This window comes from Cellulomonas sp. Leaf395, assembly GCF_001424125.1.
Taxonomy (GTDB): domain Bacteria; phylum Actinomycetota; class Actinomycetes; order Actinomycetales; family Cellulomonadaceae; genus Cellulomonas.
Map to the genome: position 1 here is coordinate 905,399 of NZ_LMQI01000005.1, position 23,603 is coordinate 929,001.

A 23,603-nucleotide genomic window follows, 5' to 3' on the forward strand; every position below is an offset into this window, starting at 1 on the left:
GGCGGTCACTGACCGCCCTTCTGGACGAAGCCGCGCACGAACTGCTCGGCGTTGGACTCCAGGACGTCGTCGATCTCGTCGAGCAGCGCGTCGACGTCCGCGTCCCGCGACTGCGCGGCCGGAGCGGCAGGAGCGGGCGTGTCCGGTCCGTCGTCCGGCTCCGAGTCCTCGCGGCGCGGGCGTACCTGTTCCTGACCAGCCATGGTGACCTCCCGAAGTACCGAGCCGACGTGCTGTCGCCCACCCTAGGCCCATCTTCCGACGGTCCCGGTCCGCGCGCCCGCAGAACGGACGGCGGCGGACGGCCGCCGTGGGACGGCTACGCCCCCAGCGCGTCCAGCAGCGCGGTGGCGTCCGGGCTCCGGTCCAGCAGCTCCCCCACGTGCGCGTGCGTCCCCCGCAGCGGGTCGCGCATCGGCACCCGCTGCAGCGTCGCCGCCCCGGGCACGTCGAACACCACCGAGTCCCAGCTGGCCGCCGAGATCTCGCCGCCGTACCGCGCCACCGCCTCGCCGCGGAAATAGGCCCGGGTGTCGCGCGGTGGGTGCAGGACCGCGTCGGCGACCTCCTCGGCACTGACCAGGAGCTCGACCGCGCCCGCCTGGACAAGTCGGTGGTACAGGCCGCGTTCCGGTCGCACGTCGGACCACTGCAGGTCCATCGCAGCCAGGCGCGGGTGGTCCCACGCCAGCCGGTCGCGGCGCCGCATGCCTTCGAGCAGGCGGAGCTTGGCCAGCCACTCGACCTCGCGTGCGCACGACGCCGGGTCCGACCCCAGCCGGTCGAGCACCGAACCCCAGCGGGCGAGCACGTCGGCGGTCTGCGCGTCGGGCTCGTCGCCGACGTGCTCCACGGTCGCGCGGACGGCGTCGAGGTACTCGCGCTGCACCTCGAGAGCGGTCAGGTGGCGCCCGTCCGCGAGCTCCAGCCGTGCGGTGAGGGTCACGTCGTGGCTGACCACGTGGACGGCGTGCACCGGGTCGCGCAGCGCCAGCCGGTCGACCGCGGCCAACGCTCCCCCGGACCCGCTCTCGGCGACCGCGCGCTCGATGAGCCAGAGGACCAACGACGTGGTGCCCAGCCGCAGGTACGTGGCGACCTCGAGCATCGTCGCGTCGCCGATGATCACGTGCAGCCGTCGCCACCGGTCCGGGTCGGCGTGCGGCTCGTCACGCGTGTTGATGATCGGGCGACGCAGCGTGGTCTCCAGACCGATCTCCGCCTCCATGTAGTCGGCGCGCTGCGACAGCTGGAAGCCCGGCTCCTCGCCGCGCTGGCCCAGGCCGACCCGGCCCGCGCCGGTGAACACCTGGCGGGTGACGAAGAACGGGATCAGCCGCGAGGCCAGGTCGTGGAAGGGGACGGCCCGGTCGACGAGGTAGTTCTCGTGCATGCCGTAGGTGGCGCCCTTGCCGTCCACGTTGTTCTTGTAGAGCGCGACGTCCGGCAGCGCCGCCGTCGACGCGAGCGCCCGGACGGACGCGAGCATCACACGCTCCCCGGCGCGGTCCCAGCGGACGGCGTCGAGCGGGTTGGTGACCTCCGGCGAGGAGTACTCCGGGTGGGCGTGGTCGACGTACAGGCGCGCGCCGTTGGTGAGGATCACGTTGGCGGCGCCCGGGTCTTCGTACTCCTCGGCGGTCGCTCGCGGGAGGGCCTGGGGGCTGTCGCCCGACGGTGCCGGCTTCTCCGGGTCGTCCGTCAGCAACGACGGGTGCGCCGACGCCCTCTGCAGGTGGAAGCCGCGCGCGTCGTGCAGCGGGTCCTCGTCGTCGTAGTCCCAGCGGGCCTTGGTCCGCGCACCCTCGCGCGCCGCGGCGTGCACGGCGACGACGTGGCTGGACAGGAGCATCGGGTTGGCCAGCGGACGTCCGGGCTGGAGGATCCCGTACTCGGTCTCGATCCCCATCACACGGCGCACGGTCACGTGACCACCCTAGGGTCCCGTGACCGTGCGTCGATCGAGCGTCCGTCTACAGGTACTGGCCGGTGCTCGTGACGTTCTCGATGGTGCGTGAACCCTCGGCGCCCTTCTTGCCCTGCACGATCGTCCGGATGAACACGATGCGCTCACCCTTCTTGCCGGAGATGCGCGCCCAGTCGTCCGGGTTGGTCGTGTTGGGCAGGTCCTCGTTCTCGCGGAACTCGTCGACGCACGCGGTGAGCAGGTGGTCGACGCGGATCCCCCGCTGACCACTGCTCAGGAAGTCCTTGATGGCCGACTTCTTGGCACGGTCGACGACGTTCTGGATCATCGCGCCGGAGTTGAAGTCCTTGAAGTACAGGACCTCCTTGTCGCCGCTCGCGTAGGTGACCTCGAGGAACCGGTTCTCGTCGCTCTCGGTGTACATCCGCTCGACGACGCGCGTGATCATCGCCTCGACGGCCGCGGAGGCGGACCCGCCGTGCTCCGCGATGTCGTCCGGGTGGATCGGCAGCGTCGGCACCAGGTACTTGCCGAAGATCTCCCGCGCACCCTCGGCGTCGGGGCGCTCGATCTTGATCTTCACGTCGAGACGTCCGGGCCGCAGGATGGCCGGGTCGATCATGTCCTCGCGGTTCGAGGCACCGATGACGATCACGTTCTCGAGCCGCTCGACGCCGTCGATCTCGCTCAGCAGCTGCGGCACGATCGTCGTCTCGACGTCGCTCGAGACACCTGTCCCGCGGGTGCGGAACAGCGACTCCATCTCGTCGAAGAACACGACGACGGGGTGGCCCTGGGACGCCTTCTCACGGGCCCGCGCGAAGATCAGCCGGATGTGCCGCTCCGTCTCGCCGACGTACTTGTTGAGCAGCTCCGGGCCCTTGACGTTGAGGAAGAAGCTCTTGGTGTCGGCGGTGGACTCGCCCTTCGCCGCGGCCGCGGTGGCCGCGAGCGAGTGGGCGACAGCCTTAGCGATGAGCGTCTTGCCACATCCCGGAGGGCCGTACAGAAGCACGCCCTTCGGGGGCTTGAGTCCGTGCTCCCGGAACAGCTCGGGGTGCAGGAACGGCAGCTCGACGGCGTCGCGGATCGCCTCGATCTGCGGTCCGAGCCCGCCGATGTCCTCGTAGTCGATGTCCGGCACCTCTTCGAGCACCAGCTCCTCGACCTCGGCACGCGGGATGACCTCGAAGACGAAGCCGCTGCGCGAGTCGATGGTCAGCGCGTCGCCGATCCGCACGTGCGCGTCACGGACCTGACCGGCGAAGCGCACGACGCGCTCCTCGTCACCGCGGCCGACCACCAGCGCACGATCGGTGCCGAGCAGCTCCTTGACGGTGACGAGCTCGCCGACCTCCTCGTAGCCACCGGCCTCGACCACGGTCAGGGCCTCGTTCAGCATGACCTCCTGGCCGGGCTGGAGGCGTGAGACGTCGAGCGACGGGCTGGCACCGACGTGCATCTTGCGGCCTGACGACACGATGTCCACCGTGCCGTCGGCGCGGGAGCCGAGGAACGTCGCGTACGTGCCGGGGGGCTTGGCCAGGTCGTCCACCTGGCGCTTGAGGTCGATGATCTGCTCCCGGGCCGCCACGAGCGCGTCGCTGAGCCGCTCGTTCTTGGCGGCCAGCACTGTGAGCTCTCGGTGCAGGTCCCGTCCAGGGGCTGCCGGATCGGTCATCTCGTCGGCCTCCGTTCCGCGTCGTGTGGTCGTCTACCGTCACCACCGTGCACGGCGCTGTGCCTGCTGGTCCGACGACCCTAACCACCAGTGTCAACACACGGGGTCCGACGCGCGCAGCGCGTTCTCGACCAGCGGACAACGGGAAGAGGCTGCGCTGGTCGTCGCGAGCCTGCGCTCCGGCTCAGACCTCGGTGCTCACAGTCGGCGTGTGCCTGCGCTCCGCTCCGGGCGCGTGCCGCTGGCGCGACCCCCACCCTGCGCTGCGCTACGGCTCAGACCTCCGGACCCGTGGTCGGTGCGGGGGCCTGGCCCACGTCGCGCCGCGCGCGGCGCAGCTTCTTGTCCGAGACGAGCCGCTCTCCCATGGCCTCGGGCGACCAGAGCTCGGAGTCGTCCACCGCGGGCGCTCCGTCGGGTGCCACGGGGTAGGCGCCCTTGGCGGGCCGCCGACGCCGCTGCGGGGCCTCGACGCCGTCCGCGAGCCGGCGCGTGGTGAGCAGGAAGCCGGTGTGCCCGATCATCCGGTGCTGCGGCCGCACGGCGAGGCCCTCGAGGTGCCAGCCGCGCACCATCGACTCCCACGCCTCGGGCTCGGTGTACCGGCCGTCGCTGCGGATGTCCTCGGCCAGCCGGGACAGCTGCGTGGTTGTCGCGACATAGGAGATGAAGACGCCACCGGGGGCGAGCGCGTCGGCGACGGCATCCAGGTTCTCCCAGGGCGCGAGCATGTCGAGCACGACGCGGTCCACGCTGCCGGGCTCCGCGACGGTCGGCAGCACGTCCGAGAGGTCACCGACGGACAGCTGCCACGCCGGGTGCGGTCCGCCGAAGAAGCCCTCGACGTTGCCGCGGGCGATCGCCGCGAAGTCCTCACGCCGCTCGATCGAGTGCAGAGAACCGCCGTCGCCGACCGCTCGCAGCAGCGACATGGTCAGCGCGCCGGAGCCGACGCCCGCCTCGATCACGCGCGCGCCGGGGTAGATGTCCGCCATGGCGACGATCTGGCCGGAGTCCTTGGGGTAGACAACGGCGGCGCCGCGCGGCATCGACAGCACGTAGTCCGCGAGCAGCGGGCGCACCGCGAGGTACTCGATGCCGGCGGTGTTGCGGACCACCGAGCCCTCGGGCGCATCCAGGAGCTGGTCGTGGTTCAGGTACCCGCGGTGCGTGTGGAACGAGGCGCCCTCGGCGAGCGTGATCGTGTGCAGCCGGCCGCGCGGGTCGGTGAGCTGCACGCGGTCGCCCGCACGGAAGAGGCCGCGGCGCTGCGCGGCCCCGGTGGACGTCTGGTCGGGGTTCACGGTGCCCGAGTCTAGGAGCGGATGGCGGCCACGACGTCCATCGCACGGATCAGGCCGACCACGCGACCGTCCACGACGGCCACCACGACGGGCGAGTGCTCGGTGGCGCGGCCGACGGCCGCCACCAGCTGCTGCCCGGTGAGCAGCCCGTCCACCACCGCGCCGCCGGGCAGGGGGACGGCGACGGCGGTCACCGGGGTGGTGCCTGCGGCGGCGGCGGGAACCGAGGCGGCTGCAGCACGGTCGACGTACGCGGCCGGGCGGCCGTCGGGCGCGAGGATGACGACCTCCTCGGCACCGGCCGCGGCGGCGAGCGCCGCGGCGTGCGCGAGCGACTCGGTGTGCCCGACCGCTGTCGCTCGGCGGCCCACCGACGCGACCGTGACCAGGCCGACCGCCTTCTGCGTCCGGCCGCCGCGGACGGCCGCGGAGGCTCCCGACCAGAGGAACGCGCCGATGAGCGCTGCCCAGACCATGTCGTAGATCTCCGGCTGACGGCCCTGCGCGAGCGGCAGCAGGAGCGCCCAGGCGAACACGCCGACGGCGACGGCGCGGCCGACCCACCCGGCGGCGACCGTCCCCGTGTGCCGGTTCTTGGTGACCGCCCAGACGGCAGCCTCGAGCAGGAACCCGCCGTCGAGCGGGAGCCCGGGCACCAGGTTGAACAGCCCGACGAAGGCGTTGGTCAGGCACCCGGACCAGACGAGCAGCCCGACGAGGCTCGTCGCGTCGACGCCCTGCGCGATCGCGAGGAACCCGGCGGCGAGCACCAGGTTGGCGATGGGTCCGACGACCGCGATGAGCGCGCTGCTGGCCGGCGTCGGCGTCGCGCCGCCGAACGCCGTGTGCCCACCCCACAGCGTGAGCACGAACTCGCGCGGCTGCTGCCCGCGGGCGCGCGCCATGAGCCCGTGCGCGAGCTCGTGAACCAGCACGGAGGCGAAGAGCAGGACGACGAACCCGAGCGCGACGACGTAGACGAGGGCGCCGAGGTCCCCGGAGCGCGCGCGGACCGTGGGGGCGAAGATGAGCGTCAGCACCACCGCGGCGATCAGCCAGCTCGGGGCCAGGATGATCGGTGCACCGACGGCGCGGCCGATCACCCAGCCGGAGGCTCGTCGTGCGGGGGGTCGAGGGGCGCTCACCGGTCCAGAGTAGGTGGGTCGCTGGTCGGCCGTGTGGGCGCCCCCGCCTACGCTCGACACGTGACAGCCCAGCACCTCGACCAGGACGTGCCAGACGCCGCGGCGATCGCCGACGATGCGGTCGAGGAGGCCGTCGAGGTCGCCGTCGAGGCAGCCGTCTCCGAGCGGCCTCCGTCGCGGCCCGGCCTGTCCCCGTCGCGCGCCAACGACTTCCTGCAGTGCCCGCAGATGTTCCGATTCCGCGTGATCGACCGCCTCCCCGAGCCGCCCAGCTCGGCCGCCGCCCGCGGGACGCTGGTGCACGCGGTCCTGGAGCACCTCTTCGACCTGCCTGCCCCCGAGCGCACGCTGGCGGCGGCGCACGCGCTGCTGCCCGACCAGTGGGCCACGCTTCTCGAGCGCTCTCCGGCGATCGGCGAGCTGTTCGCGGACCCGACGGAGCTCGCCGAGTGGCTGACCAGCGCGGAGGCATTGCTCGGGACCTACTTCACGCTCGAGGACCCGACGCGCATCGAGCCCCGGGAGCGCGAGCTGCTCGTGTCCACGGAGCTCGACGAGGGCGGCCCCCAGCTGCGCGGCATCATCGACCGGGTCGACGTCGCCCCCAATGGCTGGGTCCGGGTCGTCGACTACAAGACGGGACGCTCCCCGCGCGTCGGGTTCGAGAGCTCCGCGCTGTTCCAGATGCGCTTCTACGCGTACGTCATCTGGCGCACCCGCGGCGTGCTGCCCAAGCGGCTCCAGCTCGAGTACCTGGGCGACGGCGTGATCCTCGCGCACGAGCCGACGGAGGCCGAGATGGCGACCGTCGAGGCGCGGGTCCGCTCCATCTGGGGAGGCATCGAGGATGCGGCCCGGTCCGGGGACTGGCGCCCGCGCACCTCCAAGCTCTGCGACTGGTGCTCGTTCAAGGCGCTGTGCCCGGCGTTCGGCGGTACGCCCCCCGAGATTCCCGAGGGTGCGGTCGAGCGGTCGATCGGCGTCGTCCCGGCGGTCCCGGCGGCCTGAAGCGCAGGTCAGCCCGGGCCTGACGCGCAGGTCAGCCCGCGCGGCGCAGGTCGAGCACCTCGCCGCCCACGATCCGCGCGAGGGTGGGCAGCGTCAGGTCGGTCAGCGAGGCGATCCGGGTCAGCCCGGGCTGTGCGGCGACGGGCTGCATGACCTCGATCGCCACCGCACGCGCCCCGGAGGCGAGCGCGGAGGCGATGCCTGCGCGGGAGTCCTCGACCGCGACGCAGTCCGCAACGTCCACGCCGAGCAGGCGCGCCGCGGTCAGGTACGGCTCAGGGTCCGGCTTCGCGCGCGCCACCTCGTCGCCGCTCACGACGACGTCGAACCGACCGGCCGCCGCGGCGAACGGCTCCGCGAGCATGCGGAACGACGAGGTGACGAGCGCCATCGGCACGCCCGCGTCGTGCAGGTCGGCGAGGACCTGCTCGGCGCCCGGCTGCCACGGGATCCCGGCGGCGACGCCCTCGGCCACGCGGCGGTTGAGGAAGTCGACGATGTCCTCCAGGGACAGGTCCACCCCGCGCTCCTGGAGCTTGCCCGCCGACACCAGCATCGGGTTGCCCACCAGGGACAGGCCGTCCTCGTGCGTCCAGACACCCCCGTGCGCCTCGACCAGCTCGGTCTCCGCACCGATCCAGAAGGGCTCCGTGTCGATGAGGGTGCCGTCCATGTCCCACAGGACGGCCGCGGGGAGCAGCCGGACAGGGACCACGCTGTGACCTGGGGAACTGCTGGGGGTATGGAGGGTCAAGGGATTCTCCCGTCGGTGCCATGGACCGATCGAGGTTACCCGCCTCGCGGTTCGCACCCGACCTGCCGAGGACGCGCCCGACGCGCGCGCAGCCGTCCGTCAGGGTCGCACCCCCGCCCGCGCCCTAGGCTGGGTCGATGAGCGAGACCCCCTCGGCCGACCTCCCTGCCCGCGAGACCGTGCTGCTGGCGGCGTTCGAGGGATGGAACGACGCCGGGTCGGCCGCCACCCAGGCTCTGGAGCACCTGCACGAGATGTGGGACGCCGAGCAGGTGGACGAGCTCGACCCCGAGGAGTACCACGACTTCCAGGTCAACCGGCCGGTGGTCGGTCCCGGCCCGGACGGCCGACGCGAGATCACGTGGCCGACCACCGCCGTCGCGGTCGCGAGCGCACCCGTGAGCGGGCGGCGGGTGGTCCTGGTGCACGGCATCGAGCCGTCCATGCGGTGGCGCCGGTACTGCACGGAGCTGCTGGACATCGCCGCGGGTCTCGGTGTCGACACGGTGATCACCCTGGGCGCGCTGCTGGCGGACGTGCCGCACACGCGGCCGATCCCGGTGAACACGACGAGCGAGGACGCGGGCGTCCGCGACCAGTTCGGACTGGAACCCAACACGTACGAGGGGCCCACCGGCATCGTCGGCGTGCTCCAGCACGAGGCCGCGGCACGCGGGATGCGGGCCATGTCCCTGTGGGCCGCGGTCCCGCACTACGTCGCGCACCCGCCCTCGCCGAAGGCCACGCTCGCGATCCTGCACCGCATCGAGCAGCTGCTCGGGGAGCCGGTCCCGCTGGGCGAGCTGCCCGACGACTCGGCCGCCTGGCAGCACGGGGTCGACGAGCTGGCCTCGGAGGACGCCGAGATCGGCGAGTACGTGCACCAGCTCGAGGAGGCCAAGGACACGGCGGACCTCCCGGAGGCGAGCGGCGAGGCGATCGCCCAGGAGTTCGAGCGCTACCTGCGCCGCCGCGACAAGGGCACCGGCGGCTGAGCCGTCAGAGGCGGATGCCCAGGAGGGCGTCGAGGGTCCGGCCGATGACGCCCGGTGCGCCTTCCACCGGGTCCGCCGTGCCTGCCAGCGACAGGTCCGACCAGGCGTCGATCGCGGCCAGCGCCGCGGGCGTGTCCAGGTCGTCGGCCAGCGCCGCTCGCACGGCGGCGAGCGTGCTGTCCGCGTCCGGGCCGCCGTTGCCCGACACAGCCGCCCGCCAGTGCTCCAGGCGCGCCTGCGCGGCGTGCAGGCCCTCGTCGGTCCAGTCCCAGTCGTCGCGGTAGCGGTGCGCGAGGATGGCCAGGCGCACGGACATCGGATCGACACCCTGCTCGCGCAGGCTGGAGACGAGCACGAGGTTGCCGCGCGACTTGCTCATCTTGTGACCGTCGAGCCCGACCATTCCGGTGTGCAGGTGGACCCGCGCTCCGCGACCCTGGTCGAGCAGCCGGGCGTGCGACGTGCTCATCTCGTGGTGCGGGAACTGCAGGTCGGACCCCCCGCCCTCGACGTCGAAGGGCAGCCCGAGGGCGTCCCGCGCGATGACCGCACACTCGATGTGCCAGCCGGGACGACCGCGACCGAGCGAGCCGCCGTCCCAGGCGGGTTCGCCGGCCCGCTCACGGCGCCACAGGAGCGGGTCGAGTGGTGCGCGCTTGCCCGCCCGCTCGGGGTCTCCCCCACGCTCCGCGGAGAGCGTGCGCATCGTGTCGTCGTCGAGTCCCGCGACCGCGCCGAAGTCGATGTCGGCGGTGAGGTCGGCGTAGACGTCGCCCAGGTCGTCGTCGGCGAGCGCCTCGGGCGTCGTCACGCGGTACGCGGCACCGGCGGCGAGCAGGACCTCGACGGCCTCGACCACCGCGGGGATGACCTCGACCACCCCGCAGTAGACGTCGGGCGGGATGACGGCCAGTGCTGTCATGTCCTCCGCGTAGAGCTGGGTCTGCTCGGCTGCGAGGTCACGCCAGTCGATGCCGAGCGACGCCGCGCGCTCCAGCAGCGGGTCGTCGACGTCCGTGACGTTGGAGGCGTAACGGACCCGCAGGCCGGCGTCGCGCCACGCCCGCCCGAGGACGTCGAAGGCGACGTAGGTGGCGGCGTGGCCCAGGTGGGTGGCGTCGTACGGCGTGATCCCGCAGACGTAGAGCGTCGCGTCGGTGCCTGCCGCCGCGAGGACCAGCTGGTCCGTCGACGAGTCACGCACCTGGACCGCGAGGCCACGTCCGGGGAGCTGCGGGATGTACGGGGGCGGCCAGGTGAGCACGGCGGAAGCCTAACTGCGTCCCGAGGTCCACAATGCCCAGGTGACGCACGAGACGACGACCGACGGCCCCCGCGAGCGTGTCTGCGTGGGCACCTCCGACGGGTGGGAGCTCGCCGAGGACGGGCCCGTGCCCGCCGGAGCCCGGTGGGTGATCGTGGACTCGATGGACGACCTGTCGGACGCCGCGCGTCGGCACGGCATCAGCGACCGGGCCATCGCGCTCCTCGAGCACCGCATCCCCGGAGCCCATCCGCCGGCACCGAACCACGCGCAGCGCGCCCGCCTCGACCGTTCCCCGGACGGCGAGCTCATCCTGACGACGCCGACGCTGTCCTACGACGAGGCCACGCACGACGTGCACACAGGAGCCCTGACGAGCGTCGTCGGCAACGACGTCGTCCTCATGGCGGAGCTGGGCGACGCGCACGTCCTCGACCGCGCGGTCGCCAAGCTGACCGGTGGGTTCCCCGTGCCCGACGAAGGCGTCCACCAGGTCCTCGCGGTCGTCGTGCTCACGCTCGTCGCGGAGGCGTCCGACGTCGAGATCGGTCTCGGGGATGCCGTCGCCGACGCGGAGCGTCTGGTCTTCTCCTCCGCCCGGCACGACAACCCGCTCGCGGAGATCTACGACCTCAAGCGCGAGATCGCCGAGGCCCGCCGGGCGCTCAGCCCGGTCACGTCCGTGCTGCCCGAGCTGATGGCGGAGGCCGACGAGGGACCCGGTCGCCGTCGCTCGCAGCCGTGGCTGCGCCGGGCCGAGGCTTGGGTCGACCGCCTGGACAAGCACCTCGACGGGTACGACGACCTGCTCAGCGACATGCTCTCGGTGCACCTTGCGCAGGTGTCGGTGCGGCAGAACGAGGACGTCCGCAAGATCTCGTCGTGGGCGGCCATCGCGGCAGCGCCCACCCTCGTCGCCAGCATCTACGGCATGAACTTCGAGCACATGCCGGAGCTGACGTGGACGTTCGGGTATCCCTTGGCGATCGCCGCGATGGGTGCCGTCTGCTACTCGCTCTACCGGCTCTTCCGCCGGACCGGCTGGCTCTGAGCCCTACGTGGTGACGGGTGCGCTGTTGGCGTCCAGCACGCCGGTGAGCAGCAGGAGCACGACGAGCGCGGCAAGCCCGAGCCGGTAGTACACGAACGGCTTGTAGCTGAACGTCGAGACGATCTTCAGGAACACGATGATGACCAGGTAGCCGACGAAAAAGGCGACGAGCGTCGCCACCAGCGTCGCGCCGAAGCCCGGGGTGCCGCCCTTGCCGAAGTCGTCGACGCTCTTGGCCAGCTGGAACAGCCCCGACCCGAACACCGCGGGGATGGCCAGCAGGAACGAGTAGCGCGCCGCGGCTTCCCGCGTGTAGCCCATGAGCAGCCCACCGGTGATGGTGCCGCCGGACCGGGAGACCCCGGGGACGAGCGCGAGCGCCTGCCAGAACCCGAACTGGATCGCGTGCTTGCCGGTCAGCTCCGTGAGCTCGCGCTGCTTGGCCCCCCTGCCGTCCGCCCAGCCGAGCACGAGCGCGAAGCCCGCGAGCGTCAGGGCGACGAGCCACAGGTTGCGGAACGTCTGCTCGATGGCGTCCTGGAACGCCAGGCCGAGGACGACGATCGGGAGCGAACCGAGCGCGATGAACCACGCCATGAGCGCGTCGTGGTTGGCCCGCCGCCCCGCCGGCATCCCCGCGCGCGAGCGCCAGTCGCTGCCGTGGTCCCCCCGGATCGCCCGCCACCAGGCGGTGGCGATCCGCGCGATGTCGCGCCGGAAGTAGAGGATCACCGCGGTCTCGGTGCCCAGCTGGGTGATCGCCGTGAACGCGGCGCCCGGGTCGGACCCGAACAGGTCCCCGACGATGCGCAGGTGCGCGCTCGACGACACCGGGAGGAACTCGGTCAACCCCTGGACGAGCCCCAGAAGGATCGCTTCACCCAGTCCCATGGCCTCAGTCACGAGCGGACACGATAGCCGGGTGCGTTGCTGCAGCAGGCGTGCGCGCGCCGATTAGTGTTGCGCCTCATGGAACAGCGCCACCTGGGCCGCACGGGTCTGCGGGTCTCCCGGCTCGGGCTCGGCACGATGACCTGGAGCCGCGACACGGACGCGCACGACGCGACCGAGCAGCTGCGGGACTTCACCGACGCCGGCGGCACGTTCGTGGACACGTCCGCGTCCTACGCCGACGGTGGGGCCGAGGAGCTCCTGGGTGAGCTGCTCGACGACGTCGTCCCGCGCGACGAGGTCGTCCTGTGCACCAAGGCCGGCATCCGGCGCACCAACAACGGCGGGGTGGTCGACGCCTCGCGCGGCGGGCTTCTGGCGTCGCTGGACGGCTCCCTGCGGCGACTGCGGACCGACCACGTCGACCTGTGGCTCGTCCAGACGCCCGACCCGCGCACCCCGCTCGACGAGACCGTGTCGGCGCTGCGGCTGGCCGTGACCAGCGGGCGCGCGCGCTACGTCGGGCTGGCCAACCACGCCGGCTGGCAGGTGGCCCGTGCGGCGAGCCTGCTCGAGGGCGAGGTCGGGCTCACCGCGGTCCAGGCCGAGTACTCGTTGCTGCAGCGCGGCATCGAGCGCGAGGTCGTCCCCGCGGCCGTCGCGCTCGGGGTCGGCGTGCTCGCATGGTCGCCCCTGGGGCGCGGAGTCCTGACCGGCAAGTACCGCCGGACCATCCCGGCCGACTCCCGGGCCGCGTCGCCGCATCTCGCGGGCTTCGTCGAGCCGTATCTCGCCCGGGCGTCCGCGACGATCGTCGAGGCGGTGGCGACCGCGGCCTCCGGTCTGGAACGCACACCGCTCGAGGTGGCGCTCGCGTGGGTGCAGGGGCGTGGCGTCGCGTCGGCGATCGTGGGTGCACGCACGGCCACGCAGCTGCGGGGCTCGCTCGCGGCTCAGGACCTGGAGCTGCCCGACGAGCTACGCAGAGCCCTCGACGAGATCAGCGCCCCGACGCTGGGCTATCCCGAGCGCTTCTAGGCTGCCGCCATGTCGATGGACCACACCGACGCGGTGTTCTTCGAGGACGACACCGCGTTCGAGGCCTGGCTCGTCGAGAACGCCTCGACCGCCGCGCACGTCTGGATCCGGATGGCCAAGAAGGGCACCGGCGTCACGTCGATCGACTGGACGACGGCCGTGGACGTGGCGCTCTGCTTCGGCTGGATCGACGGCATCGCCCGGCGGCTCGACGACGATTGGTACGTCCAGCGGTTCACCGCGCGCCGCGCGAAGAGCGTCTGGTCGAAGATCAACCGCGAACGCATCGGGCGCCTCACCGCCGAAGGGCGGATGCGCCCCGCCGGCCTGGCCGAGGTGGAGAGGGCGAAGGCGGACGGCCGCTGGGACGCGGCCTACGACAGCCCGGCCACGGCAGTGGTACCCGACGACCTCGCCGCCGCCCTGGCCACGCGCAACCTCACCGACGTCTTCGCCGCGCTGGACGGCCGCAACCGCTTCGCCTTCCTGGCACGCATCCAGACCGCGGTGCGCCCGGAGACCCGCGCCCGCCGAATAAAGCAGCTCACCGACGCCCTCGCCCATGGCATAACGCCGTACCCGGCACCGAAGAAGAAGGACTAGCTACCGGCTCGCCTCGTCGGCGAGGTCGTCGACGTCCGCGTCGTCGTAGTCCTCGTCGTCCTCGTCCTCGTCGTCATCGTCGTCCTCACCGTCGTCCTCCTCGGCGAGGTAGAACGGCGTGGCCTCGCCGTGGACGGTTCCGAGGGCGTCGTCGTACACCTCGAAGGCGTCCGCCAGGATGTCGTACGCGTCGTCGACTGCGGGGTCGTCCTCGCCGTGCGGTGCGGCGACGGCGGTGTAGTGGGCCTCGAGGGCTGCGATCAGGCGGTCCAGCGCGGCACGCGGGTCGACGGTCATGCGACGACCGTAGTCGTCTACGAGGCACAATGGCAGCGCGTAAGGTTCTGCGGCACCAGGCTCTGACTCTCTATCGTTGCGGCGCGAGCGCCGTCGCGGGACGGGGTGGCGAATGGCAATCGGTCAGACACGGACGAAGCGACCCGACTGGGTCGCGCAAGGCGGCCAGTACGAGTACCGCGTGCTGCGGATCCCGGCGACGACGTCCCGGAACGACGCGCGCCGGATGCTGACCGAGCAGGCCGAGCTGGGCCGCTGGGAGCTGTCGAGGACGCTCCTGTTCGCCGGTGGCGAGCGCAAGGTCTGGTTGCGACGCAAGGTCATCCGCGTGCGCAGCACGCTGGCGGAGACCTCGGGCTAGAGCTCGTCGAGCGCACGTCCTGGCGAGCGGGCGGTCGGGAGCGATCTCGCGCCCCACGAGCACTCGCAGCTGCTCGTTGACGTCCCAGACGTTGACGGCCGATCACGGCTACGAGCCGCCCCGCCACGCCGACCTGCAACAACTGCCCGTTCCACGCGCTCGCGCAGGTGCACACCGACCTGGTGTGCGGGGCGAACCGGCGCCTCGCCACGGACGGCATCGCACCCGACCGGCTCGACGTTCGGCTCGAGCCGCACCCGACCGCTGCTGCGTCGTCCTCGACGCCCGGCCGGGCTGAGTCAGCAGGTCCGCAGGAGGCGGTCCAGGACGCGGGTGCCGAACCGCAGCGCGTCCGACGGCACGCGCTCGTCGACGCCGTGGAACATGCCGGCGAAGTCGAGGTCCGCGGGCAGCCGCAGCGGCGCGAAGCCGTAACCCCGGATACCGAGGCGGGACAGCGACTTGTTGTCCGTGCCGCCCGACAGCGTGTACGGGAGCACGGTCGCGTCGGGGTCCTCGGCCAGCAGCGACTCGACCATGCGGTCCACGAGGTCTCCGCTGAACGGCACCTCGAGCGCCGTGTCGTGGTGCAGCCGCTCGATGCGCACGTGCTCCCCGGCGAGCTCGGCGACGGTCCGCGCGAACTCGTCCTCCATGCCGGGCAGGAAGCGGCCGTCGACGGTCGCCTCCGCGGACCCGGGGATCACGTTCGCCTTGTAGCCAGCGGTCAGCTGGGTGGGGTTGGTGGTGTTGCGCAGGGTGGCGCCGACGAACTTCGACGCCGGACCGAGGGCGGCCACGAGGCGGTCGATGCCCGCAGGGTCCTGGGGGTCGAACGGCAGACCGGTGAGCTGTGCGACGCCCTCGAGCAGCGCGTGGACCGTCGGGGTCAGCTGCAGCGGCCACGCGTGCCGACCGAGCCGGGCCACCGCCTCGGCAAGGTGCGTGACCGCGTTGTCGGCGTTGACCTGGCTGCCGTGGCCCGCCCGACCGTCGGCGACGAGCCGCAGCCACGAGAGCCCCTTCTCGGCGGTCTGCAGCAGGTACGCGCGGTGACCGTCGACGTCGACCGAGAAGCCACCGACCTCGCTGATCGCCTCGGTGGCACCCTCGAACAGCTCCGGGCGGTGGTCGACCGCCCACCGCGCCCCGAGGCTGCCGCCGGCCTCCTCGTCCGCGAACATCGCGACGACGACGTCCCGCGCGGGCTTGCGGCCCTCGCGGGCCATCTGCCGCACGACGGACAGGATCATCGCGTCCATGTCCTTCATGTCGACCGCACCGCGACCCCAGACGAGGCCGTCGACCTCCTCGGCGCCGAACGGGTCGACCGTCCAGTCCTCGGCCCGCGCGGGCACCACATCCAGGTGGCCGTGCAGCACGAGCGCGGGGCGCGACGAGTCCTCGCCCTCGAGCCGCACCACGACGCTCGCCCTGCCCGGCGCGCTCTCGAACAGCTCGGGGTCCAGGCCCACCTCGGTCAGCAGGTCCATGACGTGCTCGGCGGCCACCCGCTCCCCCGGCCCGGAGTCGTCACCGTAGTTCGACGTGTCGATGCGGATCAGGTCGCGGCAGATCTGCACGACCTCGTCCTGGGCAGAGAGTGAACCGCTGCCGGGCGCGCCGGAGGCCGGGTGGGTGACGGACATGCCGTCCACCGTACCGGCCCCCGGACTTGCTCCGGTTGGCCGACCGCCGTCAGCTCGTGGCCGCTCCGAGCAGGCCGCGGCGGGCCAGCAGCGGGTCGATCAGCGGGTCGCGTCCACGCAGGTCGCGGAACGCGTCCATCGGGTCGAGCGACCCTCCACGCGACAGCAGCCGGGCGCGGAACTCGTCACCGTTGCGACGGTCGAGCCCGCCGTTCTCCCGGAACCACTCGACCGTGTCGGCGTCGAGCACCTCGGACCAGATGTACGAGTAGTACCCGGCCGAGTAGCCGCTGGCGAAGATGTGGTTGAAGTAGGTGGTCCGGTAGCGCGGCGGCACCGGGGCGTAGTCGACGCCGGCTCGCTTCAGCGCGGCCGCCTCGAACGCCTCGACCTCGTCGACGTCGGTCGGCACCTCGTCGGGCGACAGCCGGTACCAGGCCTGGTCGAGCAATGCGGCCGCGAGGTACTCAGTCGTCGCGAACCCCTCGCCGTCCTGACGGGCCGCGAGCAGCGTGTCCACCCACTCCGACGGCATGGGCTCGCCCGTCTCGTGGTGCCGGGCGAACGCGCGCAGGATCGACGGGTCCCAGGCCCACATCTCGTTGACCTGCGACGGGTACTCGACGAAGTCCCGCGGGACGGCGGTGCCGGACTGCGAAGGCCACCGGACCGCGGAGAGCAGGCCGTGGATGGCGTGACCGAACTCGTGGAACATCGTGATCACGAGATCCCAGGTCAGCAGCGTGGGCTCGCCGTGGGGAGGCTTGGGGACGTTGAGGTTGTTGACCACCACGGGACGCTCGTCGAGCAGCGTCGACTGGTCGACGAGGTTGTTCATCCACGCACCGCCGCGCTTGGACTCACGCGTCCAGAAGTCGGCGAGGAACAGGCCGAGCTCGCTGCCGTCCGCGTCGAACACCTCGAACACGCGCACGTCGGGGTGGTAGCCCACGAGGTCGTGGCGCTCCGCGAAGGTGAGCCCGTAGAGCTCGGTCGCCGCGCGGAACACCCCGTCGGCCAGCACTCGCTCCAGCTCCAGGTAGGGGCGCAGGACCGCGTCGTCGAGCGAGCGGCGCTCCTTCTTGACCTGCTCGGCGTAGAACTGCCAGTCCCATGGCTCCAGCCGGGCACCGGGGTGGTCGTGACCGAGCGCGTCGGCCAGGTCGGCGCCCTCGTCGCGGGCGTTGGCGACAGCGACGGGCGCGAGGCGCTCGAGGATGTCCGAGACGGCCTGTGCGGTCTTCGCGGTCGCGTCGGCAGCGACGTACTCCGCGTGGTGGGCGTACCCCAGCAGCTGGGCGCGCTCGGCACGCGTCCGGGCCAGGCTCAGCAGGGTCGGCCGCGTGTCGTGAGGGCCTGAGGCCCCCCGCCCCGCGGACGCGCGGAAGACCCGCTCCCGCAGGCCGCGGTCGCGCAGCGCGGCCAGTGGTGCCTGCTGTGTGGGCAGCGCCAGCTCGAGGAACCAGCCCTGCTCGTGGCCACGGGCTCGGGCGGCGAGCTCCGCGGCGTCGCGGGCGTCCTCGGGCAGACCGTCGAGCTCGTCCTCGTCGGTCACCAGGACGCCGGCCGCGTTCGTGGCCGCCAGCAGGAGTCGACCGAACTCGGCCTCGAGGCTCATGATCTCGGCGTTCAGGGCTCGCAGGCGGTCCTGCGACGCCGCGTCGAGCCCGACCCCGGAGCGCACGAACTTCGTGTGCGTGCGGTGCAGCAGTCACGCGGTGTCGGGCTCGAGCTCCAGCGCGCCGGAGTCGACGTCTGCCTGCAGCGCGGCCACCCGGGCGAACAGGCGCTCATCGAGGTAGATCGCGTCGAGGTGCGCAGCGAACTGCGGTGCGAGCTCCTGCTCGATCGCGTCGAGCCCGGGGGTGGAGTCGGCGCTGGACTGGTTGTAGAAGCTCTCGACCGCGCGGTGCAGCAGGCGACCTGAGCGTTCGAGCGCCTCGAGCGTGTTCTCCACGGTCGGCGGGGCGGGGTCGGACGCGATCGCATCGATCTCCGCGCGCTGCTGCGCCATGCCGGCGAGCAGAGCGGGGCGGTAGTGCTCCTCACGGATCCGCGTGAAGTCGGGGAGCCCGTAGGGAAGGGTGGAGGGGGCTACAAAAGGATTGTCGGCAGGGAGGTCGGGAGGGAGATCGGTCGGCTGCATGGCGGACATCATCGCCGACGGGTCCGACGTCCGCCCCTCACGACGTGCGGGCGAGGAACGCGTCCTCGGCGGCGTACGCGAAGAAGTCGCCCATCGCCTCCATGCGGACGAAGCCGGGGAAGGCCTCGCGCCAGTCCCGGGCCGCCGCAGCCTCGACCAGCCACGCGACGCAGGCACCGACGGTGTCCTCGTACCCGCCGGGGGCGACGTACCCGAGCTCGTCCGCCGCCCGCTGCATGTCGAGCACCAGCGGTCGCGGCACGGACCAGGGTGTCAGCCCCAGACCGTGCTCCGGAGCGCCCGGGACGGTGACCAGGCGCGACGTGACCCCCATGGCCGCGTCGACCGCCCTGGCGATCTCGGCGACCGTGAGCGCCTCCGGGTCGGCGGCGTTCAGCACCCGGTGCCCCGGCCGCCGCGCCGACAGCCGGACCAGCTCGCCCAGGACCGCGGTCGCGGTGGTGTGGAACCTGCTGAGCCCGTCGTAGGCGAGCACGCGCACGTCGCGGCCGTCGAGCACCCGCTTGACGAAGCACCACTCGCGCGGCTGGACGCAGCCGGGTCCGTGGATGGCACCTGGCCGCAGGATCGTGGTGGGCACGGGGGACGCCGACCACGCCTGCTCGAGCGCCACCTTCCCGGTCGCGTAGGTGTGGCGCCCGGGTCCGACGGTCGGCTGGTCCTCCGTCACCGGGACGGGGAAGCTCCCGAACTCCGCGGACTCCAACCCGTCGCCCGCGCCGTCGACGTAGACGGCCGCGCTTGAGACGACGACCGCCGACCCGATCCGGTCGGCCCGCTCGAGCAGCGCGGTGGCCTCCCGGTCGTCGTACGCGACCACGTCGACCAGCACGTCCACACCACCGGCGAGGGCCTCGTCGAGCGCGGCGGGATCGTCGCGATCGCCGAGCACGAGTCGCGCGCCACCGACGTCCGCGTCGTTCCGGGCCAGCACCCGCACGTCCCAGCCGTCTCCGAGCAGCGCGGGCACCACAGCCCGGCCGATCTGCCCGCTGCCACCGATCACCAGTGCCGTCGTCATCGTCCGAGGCTAGGCGAGAGCCCCGGCCGCGGTCGCGTGCGTCGGGTAGCCGTGGGCTCGGCCGACCGCGGCGTTGTAGAGCTGCCCGGCGTGCGTCGTCAGCCCCGCGCCGAGGGCGGGGTCGGCTGCGGTCGCGGCCGTCCACCCGAGGTCCGCGAGCGCGTTGAGGTACGGCAGCGTCACGTTGGTCAGTGCCCGGGTGGACGTGACGGGGACGGCGCCGGGCATGTTGGCGACGCAGTAGAAGACGGACCCGTGCACCCGGAACGTCGGGTCGTCGTGCGTGGTGGGGCGCGTGTCCTCGAAGCAGCCGCCCTGGTCGACGGCGACATCGACCAGGACGGAGCCGGGCCGCATACGGGCGACCAGCTCGTTGGTGACGAGGTGCGGTGCGCGCGCGCCGGGCACCAGCACGGCGCCGATGACGAGGTCGGCGTCGAGGACCTCGCGCTCGATCGCGTAGGCGCTGGACGCGATGGTGCGGACGCGTCCGCCGAAGGCGGAGTCGGTGTCCCGCAGCCGCGGCATGGACAGGTCGAGCACCGCGACGTCGGCGCGCATCCCCACGGCGATCTCGGCGGCGTGCCGGCCGACGACCCCACCACCGAGCACGACCACCTTCGCGGCGTCCACGCCGGGGACACCGCCGAGCAGGACCCCGGCGCCGCCCTCGTTCTTCATGAGGTGGTAGGCGCCGACCTGGGTGGCGAGCCGGCCGGCGACCTCGCTCATCGGGGCGAGCAGCGGCAGGGACCCGTCGGGCAGCTGCACCGTCTCGTAGGCGAGGGACGTGGTCCCGGCCGCGAGCAGGGCGTCGGTGGCCGGCCGGTCGGCCGCGAGATGCAGGTAGGTGAACAGGACGAGGTCGTCGCGCAGGTGGCCGTACTCGGACGGCACCGGTTCCTTGACCTTGCAGACGAGGTCCGCGCTCCCCCAGACCTCGGCCGCGTCGGCGAGGATCGTCGCCCCGGCGGTGGCGAACTGCTCGTCGCTGATGGCCGAGCCCAGCCCGGCTCCGGCCTGGATCAGCACCTGGTGACCGGACCCGACCAGCTGGTGCACCCCCGCGGGCGTGAGCGCGACGCGGTACTCGTGGTTCTTGACCTCGCTGGGGATGCCGACCTTCATGGTGGTCTCCGTCCGGGCTGATCGTCGCAGTTCCCCTATTCTGAACTTTCTTTGTTGCGATCGCGTGACGACGAGCGATGATTCGCTAGATTCGTGCCATGCCCGTCACAGATTCGTCCAACCCGACGTCTTCCGGTCCGGGCCGAACAGCGTTCGGCGCCGTCGAGCTCGACGACGTCGACCGGCGCCTGCTCCGTGAGCTCGAGCGCGACGGCCGGATCTCCAACAAGGAGCTCGCGGCGCTCGCCGGGATCGCCCCGTCGACGTGCCATGCCCGGGTCCGCGCCCTGCGAGAGTCGGGTGTCCTGCGCGGTTTTCACGCCCAGGTGGACCCGGAGGCGGTCGGTCGCGGGCTGCAGGCGATGATCGCCGTGCGGCTGCAGCCGTCCGCGCGGGCTCGGCTCACCGAGGTGGCGCACCGGTTGGCGCAGCGGCCCGAGGTGCGGGACGTGTACCTGCTTGCCGGGGTCGACGACGTGCTCGTGCACGTGGCAGTGCGTGACTCCCCCGAGCTGCGGGCCTTCGTGCTCGAGCACCTGAGCACCCGCCCCGAGGTCGCCCACACCCAGACCAGTCTGGTGTTCGAGCACGTGCACGCCCCGGGGACGGCGTCGATCTGATCAGCCCGCCACCCGGGCCCAGACGGCGGCCTGGCGCAGGAGGTGGCGCCCGCCGGGCTCGTCGCGGAGCTGGTCCCAGACCCACAGCGCCGACTCGGTCGAGCGCGCGAACGCCCAGGCCGCGATCCGGTCGGGGTCCAGGTCGAGCAGCCCGGCGAGCAGGGCCACCCGGTCGCGCAGCACGCTCACCGGGTCGGGGTGCTCGAACGGGTCGTCGACCTGCTCCAGCAGCGGCCACAGGTCGTACGCCGGGTCGCCGCGCATCGGCTTGGGGTCGATGGCGAGCCAACCGCGCTCTCCCGCGGCCAGGATGTTGCCGGGGTTGAGGTCGCCGTGCACCAGCGCGTCCGACCACCCCGGGAGGGTCCGCAGCAGCTGGGCCGCGCCGGTGACATCGACGCCGTGCCGAGACCCGCGGTCCTCCAGCAGGTCCGCCCAGCCGGCGCAGACGTCGGCCATCGACGGGACTGCGACCTCACCAGCGACGAACCACAGCGACCGGGCGACGTCCGCGGCGGTGGTCAGGCGCTCCTGCGGGCTCCCCGGTGCACGGGACAGCGGCGTGCCGGGCTCGATGCGCTCCAGCAGCAGCGCCCAGTCGTCCTCGTGCGCCCCGAGCAGCCGCGGGACACCGTGCCCGTGCCACGCGCGCAGCGCCGCTGCCTCGTGGCGCGCCTCGTCGTGCGGGAAGGAGATCTTCAGGACCACCGACCGGCCGTCCTGCAGGGCGGCCGGTGCGCACCAGGACGCCGACCCGTCCGTGAAGGGGGCCCCGAGCTGCAGCGACCACCGCTCGCGAGCCCGGGCGACCACGACCGGCAGCCGCCCGATCCACTCGGCACCGGCGGGCGTGCGGCCGACGCCGTCGCACAGGATGGCGGGAACGACCACACCGGACACCTGCACGCTCCCTCTCGCTCTCTGGCTCTCGCATCTCGGCCGCATATGCGATCCTGCGGCGACCGACGTCGGACACAAGGGGGTGACGCAGTGAGCGCTGGGGACCCGCAGGGGCTGAACCCCTGGGTCGACGCGCGCGGTGCGCAACCCTACCCGCTGCTCCTGCCGCACCCTCGGTACGCCGCCGAGGAGAACGTCGTCCGCTTCCTCGGCGCGCCGGCACGCGTCCGCCGAGGACCGCGACCCGCCATCCTGGTGCTGGGTGCCATGCTGATCGGGGTGGTGGCTGCAGGGAGCCTCTGGTGGACGTCGACGTCGTCGGCGTTCGGTCCACCGGCGGGACTGGAGGAGTCGGCGCTCCCCCTGGGTGCCCCGCCGCCGGATCGGCACGCGACGTCCGGGAGCTTCGCGTTCAGCGCCGTCCAGCCCGACGGCGGCGGCCCCGTCGCGTACAGCCCGTGCCGGCCGATCCACTACGTCGTCCGCCCGGACGGCGCACCGGCGGGCAGCGAGGAGTACGTCCGGGCCGCGGTCGAGCGGGTGTCGGCCGCGACCGGGCTCCAGTTCGTCGACGACGGGATCACGCAGGAAGCACCGAGCGCGGCCCGCGAGGCGTACCAGCCCGAGGCCTACGGCCGCCGCTGGGCACCCGTCCTCATCGCCTGGTCATCCGCGGCGGAGTCGCCCGAGCTGGCGGACGACGTCGCCGGGATCGCGGGCTCCGCCTCGGTGACGCGAGCCGGCCGGACGGTCTACGTCACCGGGTCGGTCACCCTCGACAGCGAGGACATCGGCGCGCTGGCGGCAGTACCGGCCACCCGGGCGGTCGCGCTCGGCGTCGTCACCCACGAGCTCGCCCACCTGGTCGGGCTCGACCACGTCGACGACCGGGCGCAGCTCATGTACCCGAGCACCAGCCTCGCGATCTCCGACTTCGGCACCGGTGACCTCGCCGGGCTCGCCGCGCTCGGCACCGGCGAGTGTGCGCCGGACGTCTGACCTAACCCTTCACATCCGGTCCGCACGACCTCACACGGAACTCCCAGCCTGGTTGCGTACCCTCGCCAGAGACGCGTCACCACCGCCAGCCCTTGAGGAGCCCGTCATCCCCCGTCGCCCGATCGTGCTCGTGCACGGCACACGGACCTCGTCCGTGATCTGGCGTCGGCAGGTGGACGCGCTCGAGCGCTCGGGACACCTCACGGTCGCGATCGACCTGCCGGGGCACGGACGACGGTCGCACGAACGCTTCAGCCTGGACGGCGCCCTGGCGGCCATCGACGACGCCGTCGAGGCCTGCCCCGAGCCCCCGCTGCTGGTCGGGCTCTCCCTCGGCGGCTACACGAGCCTCGCGTACGCACGCCAGCACGAGCACAAGATCGCGGGCGTGGTCCTGGCGGGCTGCTCGACGGAGATCAAGGGCAAGCCCCTCGCCGCCTACCGGCGCGCCTCCGGGATGCTCGCGCGAGCACTGCGGCTGGGTGGCCCGAACTGGCACGTGGTGACCGACATGCTCACGGCGCTCGCGGGCTACTCGCCGCTGGCGGACCTGCGTGGCACGGCGGTGCCCGTGTGGCTGGTCAACGGTCGCCGTGACCCGCTGCGGCTCGACGAGCGCCGCTACCTCGAGGCCCGCCCAGGGACGCGGCTGACGGTCGTCCCGCGCGCAGGTCACGACGTGAACGCCCACGCGCCCGTCGCGTTCAACCGCATCCTGCTCGACGCCCTGCACGAGCTGCGTCACCGCGGCGGCCTCGCCCTCGCGTGAGCCACGCGCTCAGCGAGGCACAGTAGGGGGC

22 protein-coding genes and 1 pseudogene are annotated in these 23,603 nt (G+C 72.7%); 9 read left to right on the top strand and 14 right to left on the bottom strand.

The annotated features are described in order from the left end of the window. Positions 1-5 precede the first annotated feature (5 nt). The 5 genes from ASG23_RS18735 to ASG23_RS18755 all read right to left on the bottom strand — a co-directional run bounded on the left by ASG23_RS18735 (position 6) and on the right by ASG23_RS18755 (position 6,057). Positions 6-203 (bottom strand): ubiquitin-like protein Pup, encoded by a 198-nt coding sequence (locus ASG23_RS18735; RefSeq protein WP_056028116.1) that lies wholly within the window; start codon positions 201-203, stop codon positions 6-8. A gap of 116 nt (positions 204-319) precedes the next feature. Then, positions 320-1,927 (bottom strand): depupylase/deamidase Dop, encoded by a 1,608-nt coding sequence (dop, locus tag ASG23_RS18740; RefSeq protein ID WP_056028119.1) that lies wholly within the window; start codon positions 1,925-1,927, stop codon positions 320-322. 46 nt (positions 1,928-1,973) lie between these two features. Further along, complete coding sequence (gene arc, locus ASG23_RS18745) at positions 1,974-3,608, bottom strand: proteasome ATPase (protein ID WP_056028121.1); 1,635 nt, start codon at positions 3,606-3,608, stop codon at positions 1,974-1,976. A 275-nt stretch (positions 3,609-3,883) separates the two neighbouring features. Further along, positions 3,884-4,912: a tRNA (adenine-N1)-methyltransferase gene (locus ASG23_RS18750; RefSeq protein WP_056028124.1), complete on the bottom strand. Its 1,029-nt coding sequence runs from the start codon at positions 4,910-4,912 to the stop codon at positions 3,884-3,886. A gap of 11 nt (positions 4,913-4,923) precedes the next feature. Next, a complete protein-coding gene (locus ASG23_RS18755; protein ID WP_056028127.1) occupies positions 4,924-6,057 on the bottom strand; it encodes a site-2 protease family protein in 1,134 nt (377 codons plus the stop codon). A 60-nt stretch (positions 6,058-6,117) separates the two neighbouring features. Between ASG23_RS18755 and ASG23_RS18760 the strand changes: the two genes are divergently transcribed. Then, the gene (locus ASG23_RS18760; protein WP_442856828.1) at positions 6,118-7,065 is read left to right on the top strand and encodes a RecB family exonuclease; all 948 of its coding nucleotides are present in this window, start codon (positions 6,118-6,120) and stop codon (positions 7,063-7,065) included. A gap of 31 nt (positions 7,066-7,096) precedes the next feature. Here the strand turns inward: ASG23_RS18760 and ASG23_RS18765 are convergent, their stop codons facing one another. Further along, complete coding sequence (locus tag ASG23_RS18765; protein ID WP_268760898.1) at positions 7,097-7,780, bottom strand: HAD family hydrolase; 684 nt, start codon at positions 7,778-7,780, stop codon at positions 7,097-7,099. Between the two features lie 176 nt (positions 7,781-7,956). Between ASG23_RS18765 and ASG23_RS18770 the strand changes: the two genes are divergently transcribed. Next, complete coding sequence (locus ASG23_RS18770; RefSeq protein WP_056028130.1) at positions 7,957-8,814, top strand: PAC2 family protein; 858 nt, start codon at positions 7,957-7,959, stop codon at positions 8,812-8,814. A gap of 4 nt (positions 8,815-8,818) precedes the next feature. Here ASG23_RS18770 and mshC read toward each other — a convergent pair whose 3' ends face one another. Next, complete coding sequence (mshC, locus tag ASG23_RS18775; RefSeq protein ID WP_056028133.1) at positions 8,819-10,078, bottom strand: cysteine--1-D-myo-inosityl 2-amino-2-deoxy-alpha-D-glucopyranoside ligase; 1,260 nt, start codon at positions 10,076-10,078, stop codon at positions 8,819-8,821. A 40-nt stretch (positions 10,079-10,118) separates the two neighbouring features. Between mshC and ASG23_RS18780 the strand changes: the two genes are divergently transcribed. Then, positions 10,119-11,129: a CorA family divalent cation transporter gene (locus ASG23_RS18780; RefSeq protein WP_235521245.1), complete on the top strand. Its 1,011-nt coding sequence runs from the start codon at positions 10,119-10,121 to the stop codon at positions 11,127-11,129. Between the two features lie 3 nt (positions 11,130-11,132). On the opposite strand, the gene ASG23_RS18785 is transcribed toward ASG23_RS18780, so the two are convergent. Next, complete coding sequence (locus ASG23_RS18785; protein ID WP_056028136.1) at positions 11,133-12,020, bottom strand: undecaprenyl-diphosphate phosphatase; 888 nt, start codon at positions 12,018-12,020, stop codon at positions 11,133-11,135. 78 nt (positions 12,021-12,098) lie between these two features. Here ASG23_RS18785 and ASG23_RS18790 point away from each other — a divergent pair, with 78 nt between their 5' ends. Then, a complete protein-coding gene (locus ASG23_RS18790; protein WP_056028139.1) occupies positions 12,099-13,058 on the top strand; it encodes an aldo/keto reductase in 960 nt (319 codons plus the stop codon). A 9-nt stretch (positions 13,059-13,067) separates the two neighbouring features. After that, complete coding sequence (locus ASG23_RS18795) at positions 13,068-13,661, top strand: YdeI/OmpD-associated family protein (RefSeq protein WP_056028143.1); 594 nt, start codon at positions 13,068-13,070, stop codon at positions 13,659-13,661. Here ASG23_RS18795 and ASG23_RS18800 read toward each other — a convergent pair whose 3' ends face one another. Further along, complete coding sequence (locus ASG23_RS18800; RefSeq protein ID WP_056028145.1) at positions 13,662-13,958, bottom strand: hypothetical protein; 297 nt, start codon at positions 13,956-13,958, stop codon at positions 13,662-13,664. 112 nt (positions 13,959-14,070) lie between these two features. Between ASG23_RS18800 and ASG23_RS18805 the strand changes: the two genes are divergently transcribed. Further along, positions 14,071-14,319: a DUF5703 family protein gene (locus tag ASG23_RS18805; RefSeq protein WP_056028147.1), complete on the top strand. Its 249-nt coding sequence runs from the start codon at positions 14,071-14,073 to the stop codon at positions 14,317-14,319. A gap of 299 nt (positions 14,320-14,618) precedes the next feature. On the opposite strand, the gene ASG23_RS18810 is transcribed toward ASG23_RS18805, so the two are convergent. The 4 genes and pseudogenes from ASG23_RS18810 to ald form a co-directional block, all read right to left on the bottom strand. Continuing rightward, a complete protein-coding gene (locus tag ASG23_RS18810) occupies positions 14,619-15,968 on the bottom strand; it encodes a M20/M25/M40 family metallo-hydrolase (RefSeq protein ID WP_056028150.1) in 1,350 nt (449 codons plus the stop codon). 49 nt (positions 15,969-16,017) lie between these two features. Further along, positions 16,018-18,123 (bottom strand): annotated as a pseudogene (locus tag ASG23_RS18815) (M3 family metallopeptidase). A 28-nt stretch (positions 18,124-18,151) separates the two neighbouring features. Further along, the gene (locus ASG23_RS18820) at positions 18,152-19,156 is read right to left on the bottom strand and encodes an NAD-dependent epimerase/dehydratase family protein (protein WP_157465745.1); all 1,005 of its coding nucleotides are present in this window, start codon (positions 19,154-19,156) and stop codon (positions 18,152-18,154) included. A 9-nt stretch (positions 19,157-19,165) separates the two neighbouring features. Beyond that, entirely contained in the window at positions 19,166-20,284 is a 1,119-nt protein-coding gene (gene ald / locus ASG23_RS18825; protein ID WP_056028153.1) for an alanine dehydrogenase, read from the bottom strand. A gap of 98 nt (positions 20,285-20,382) precedes the next feature. Between ald and ASG23_RS18830 the strand changes: the two genes are divergently transcribed. Continuing rightward, complete coding sequence (locus ASG23_RS18830) at positions 20,383-20,904, top strand: Lrp/AsnC family transcriptional regulator (protein ID WP_056028156.1); 522 nt, start codon at positions 20,383-20,385, stop codon at positions 20,902-20,904. Here the strand turns inward: ASG23_RS18830 and ASG23_RS18835 are convergent, their stop codons facing one another. After that, positions 20,905-21,804, bottom strand: a complete 900-nt coding sequence (locus ASG23_RS18835; protein WP_082516370.1) for an aminoglycoside phosphotransferase family protein — start codon at positions 21,802-21,804, stop codon at positions 20,905-20,907. A 90-nt stretch (positions 21,805-21,894) separates the two neighbouring features. Between ASG23_RS18835 and ASG23_RS18840 the strand changes: the two genes are divergently transcribed. Both ASG23_RS18840 and ASG23_RS18845 read left to right on the top strand, forming a co-directional pair. Further along, positions 21,895-22,803 (top strand): matrixin family metalloprotease, encoded by a 909-nt coding sequence (locus ASG23_RS18840; protein WP_056028162.1) that lies wholly within the window; start codon positions 21,895-21,897, stop codon positions 22,801-22,803. A 52-nt stretch (positions 22,804-22,855) separates the two neighbouring features. Beyond that, entirely contained in the window at positions 22,856-23,572 is a 717-nt protein-coding gene (locus ASG23_RS18845) for an alpha/beta fold hydrolase (RefSeq protein ID WP_268760899.1), read from the top strand. Positions 23,573-23,603: the final 31 nt, after the last annotated feature.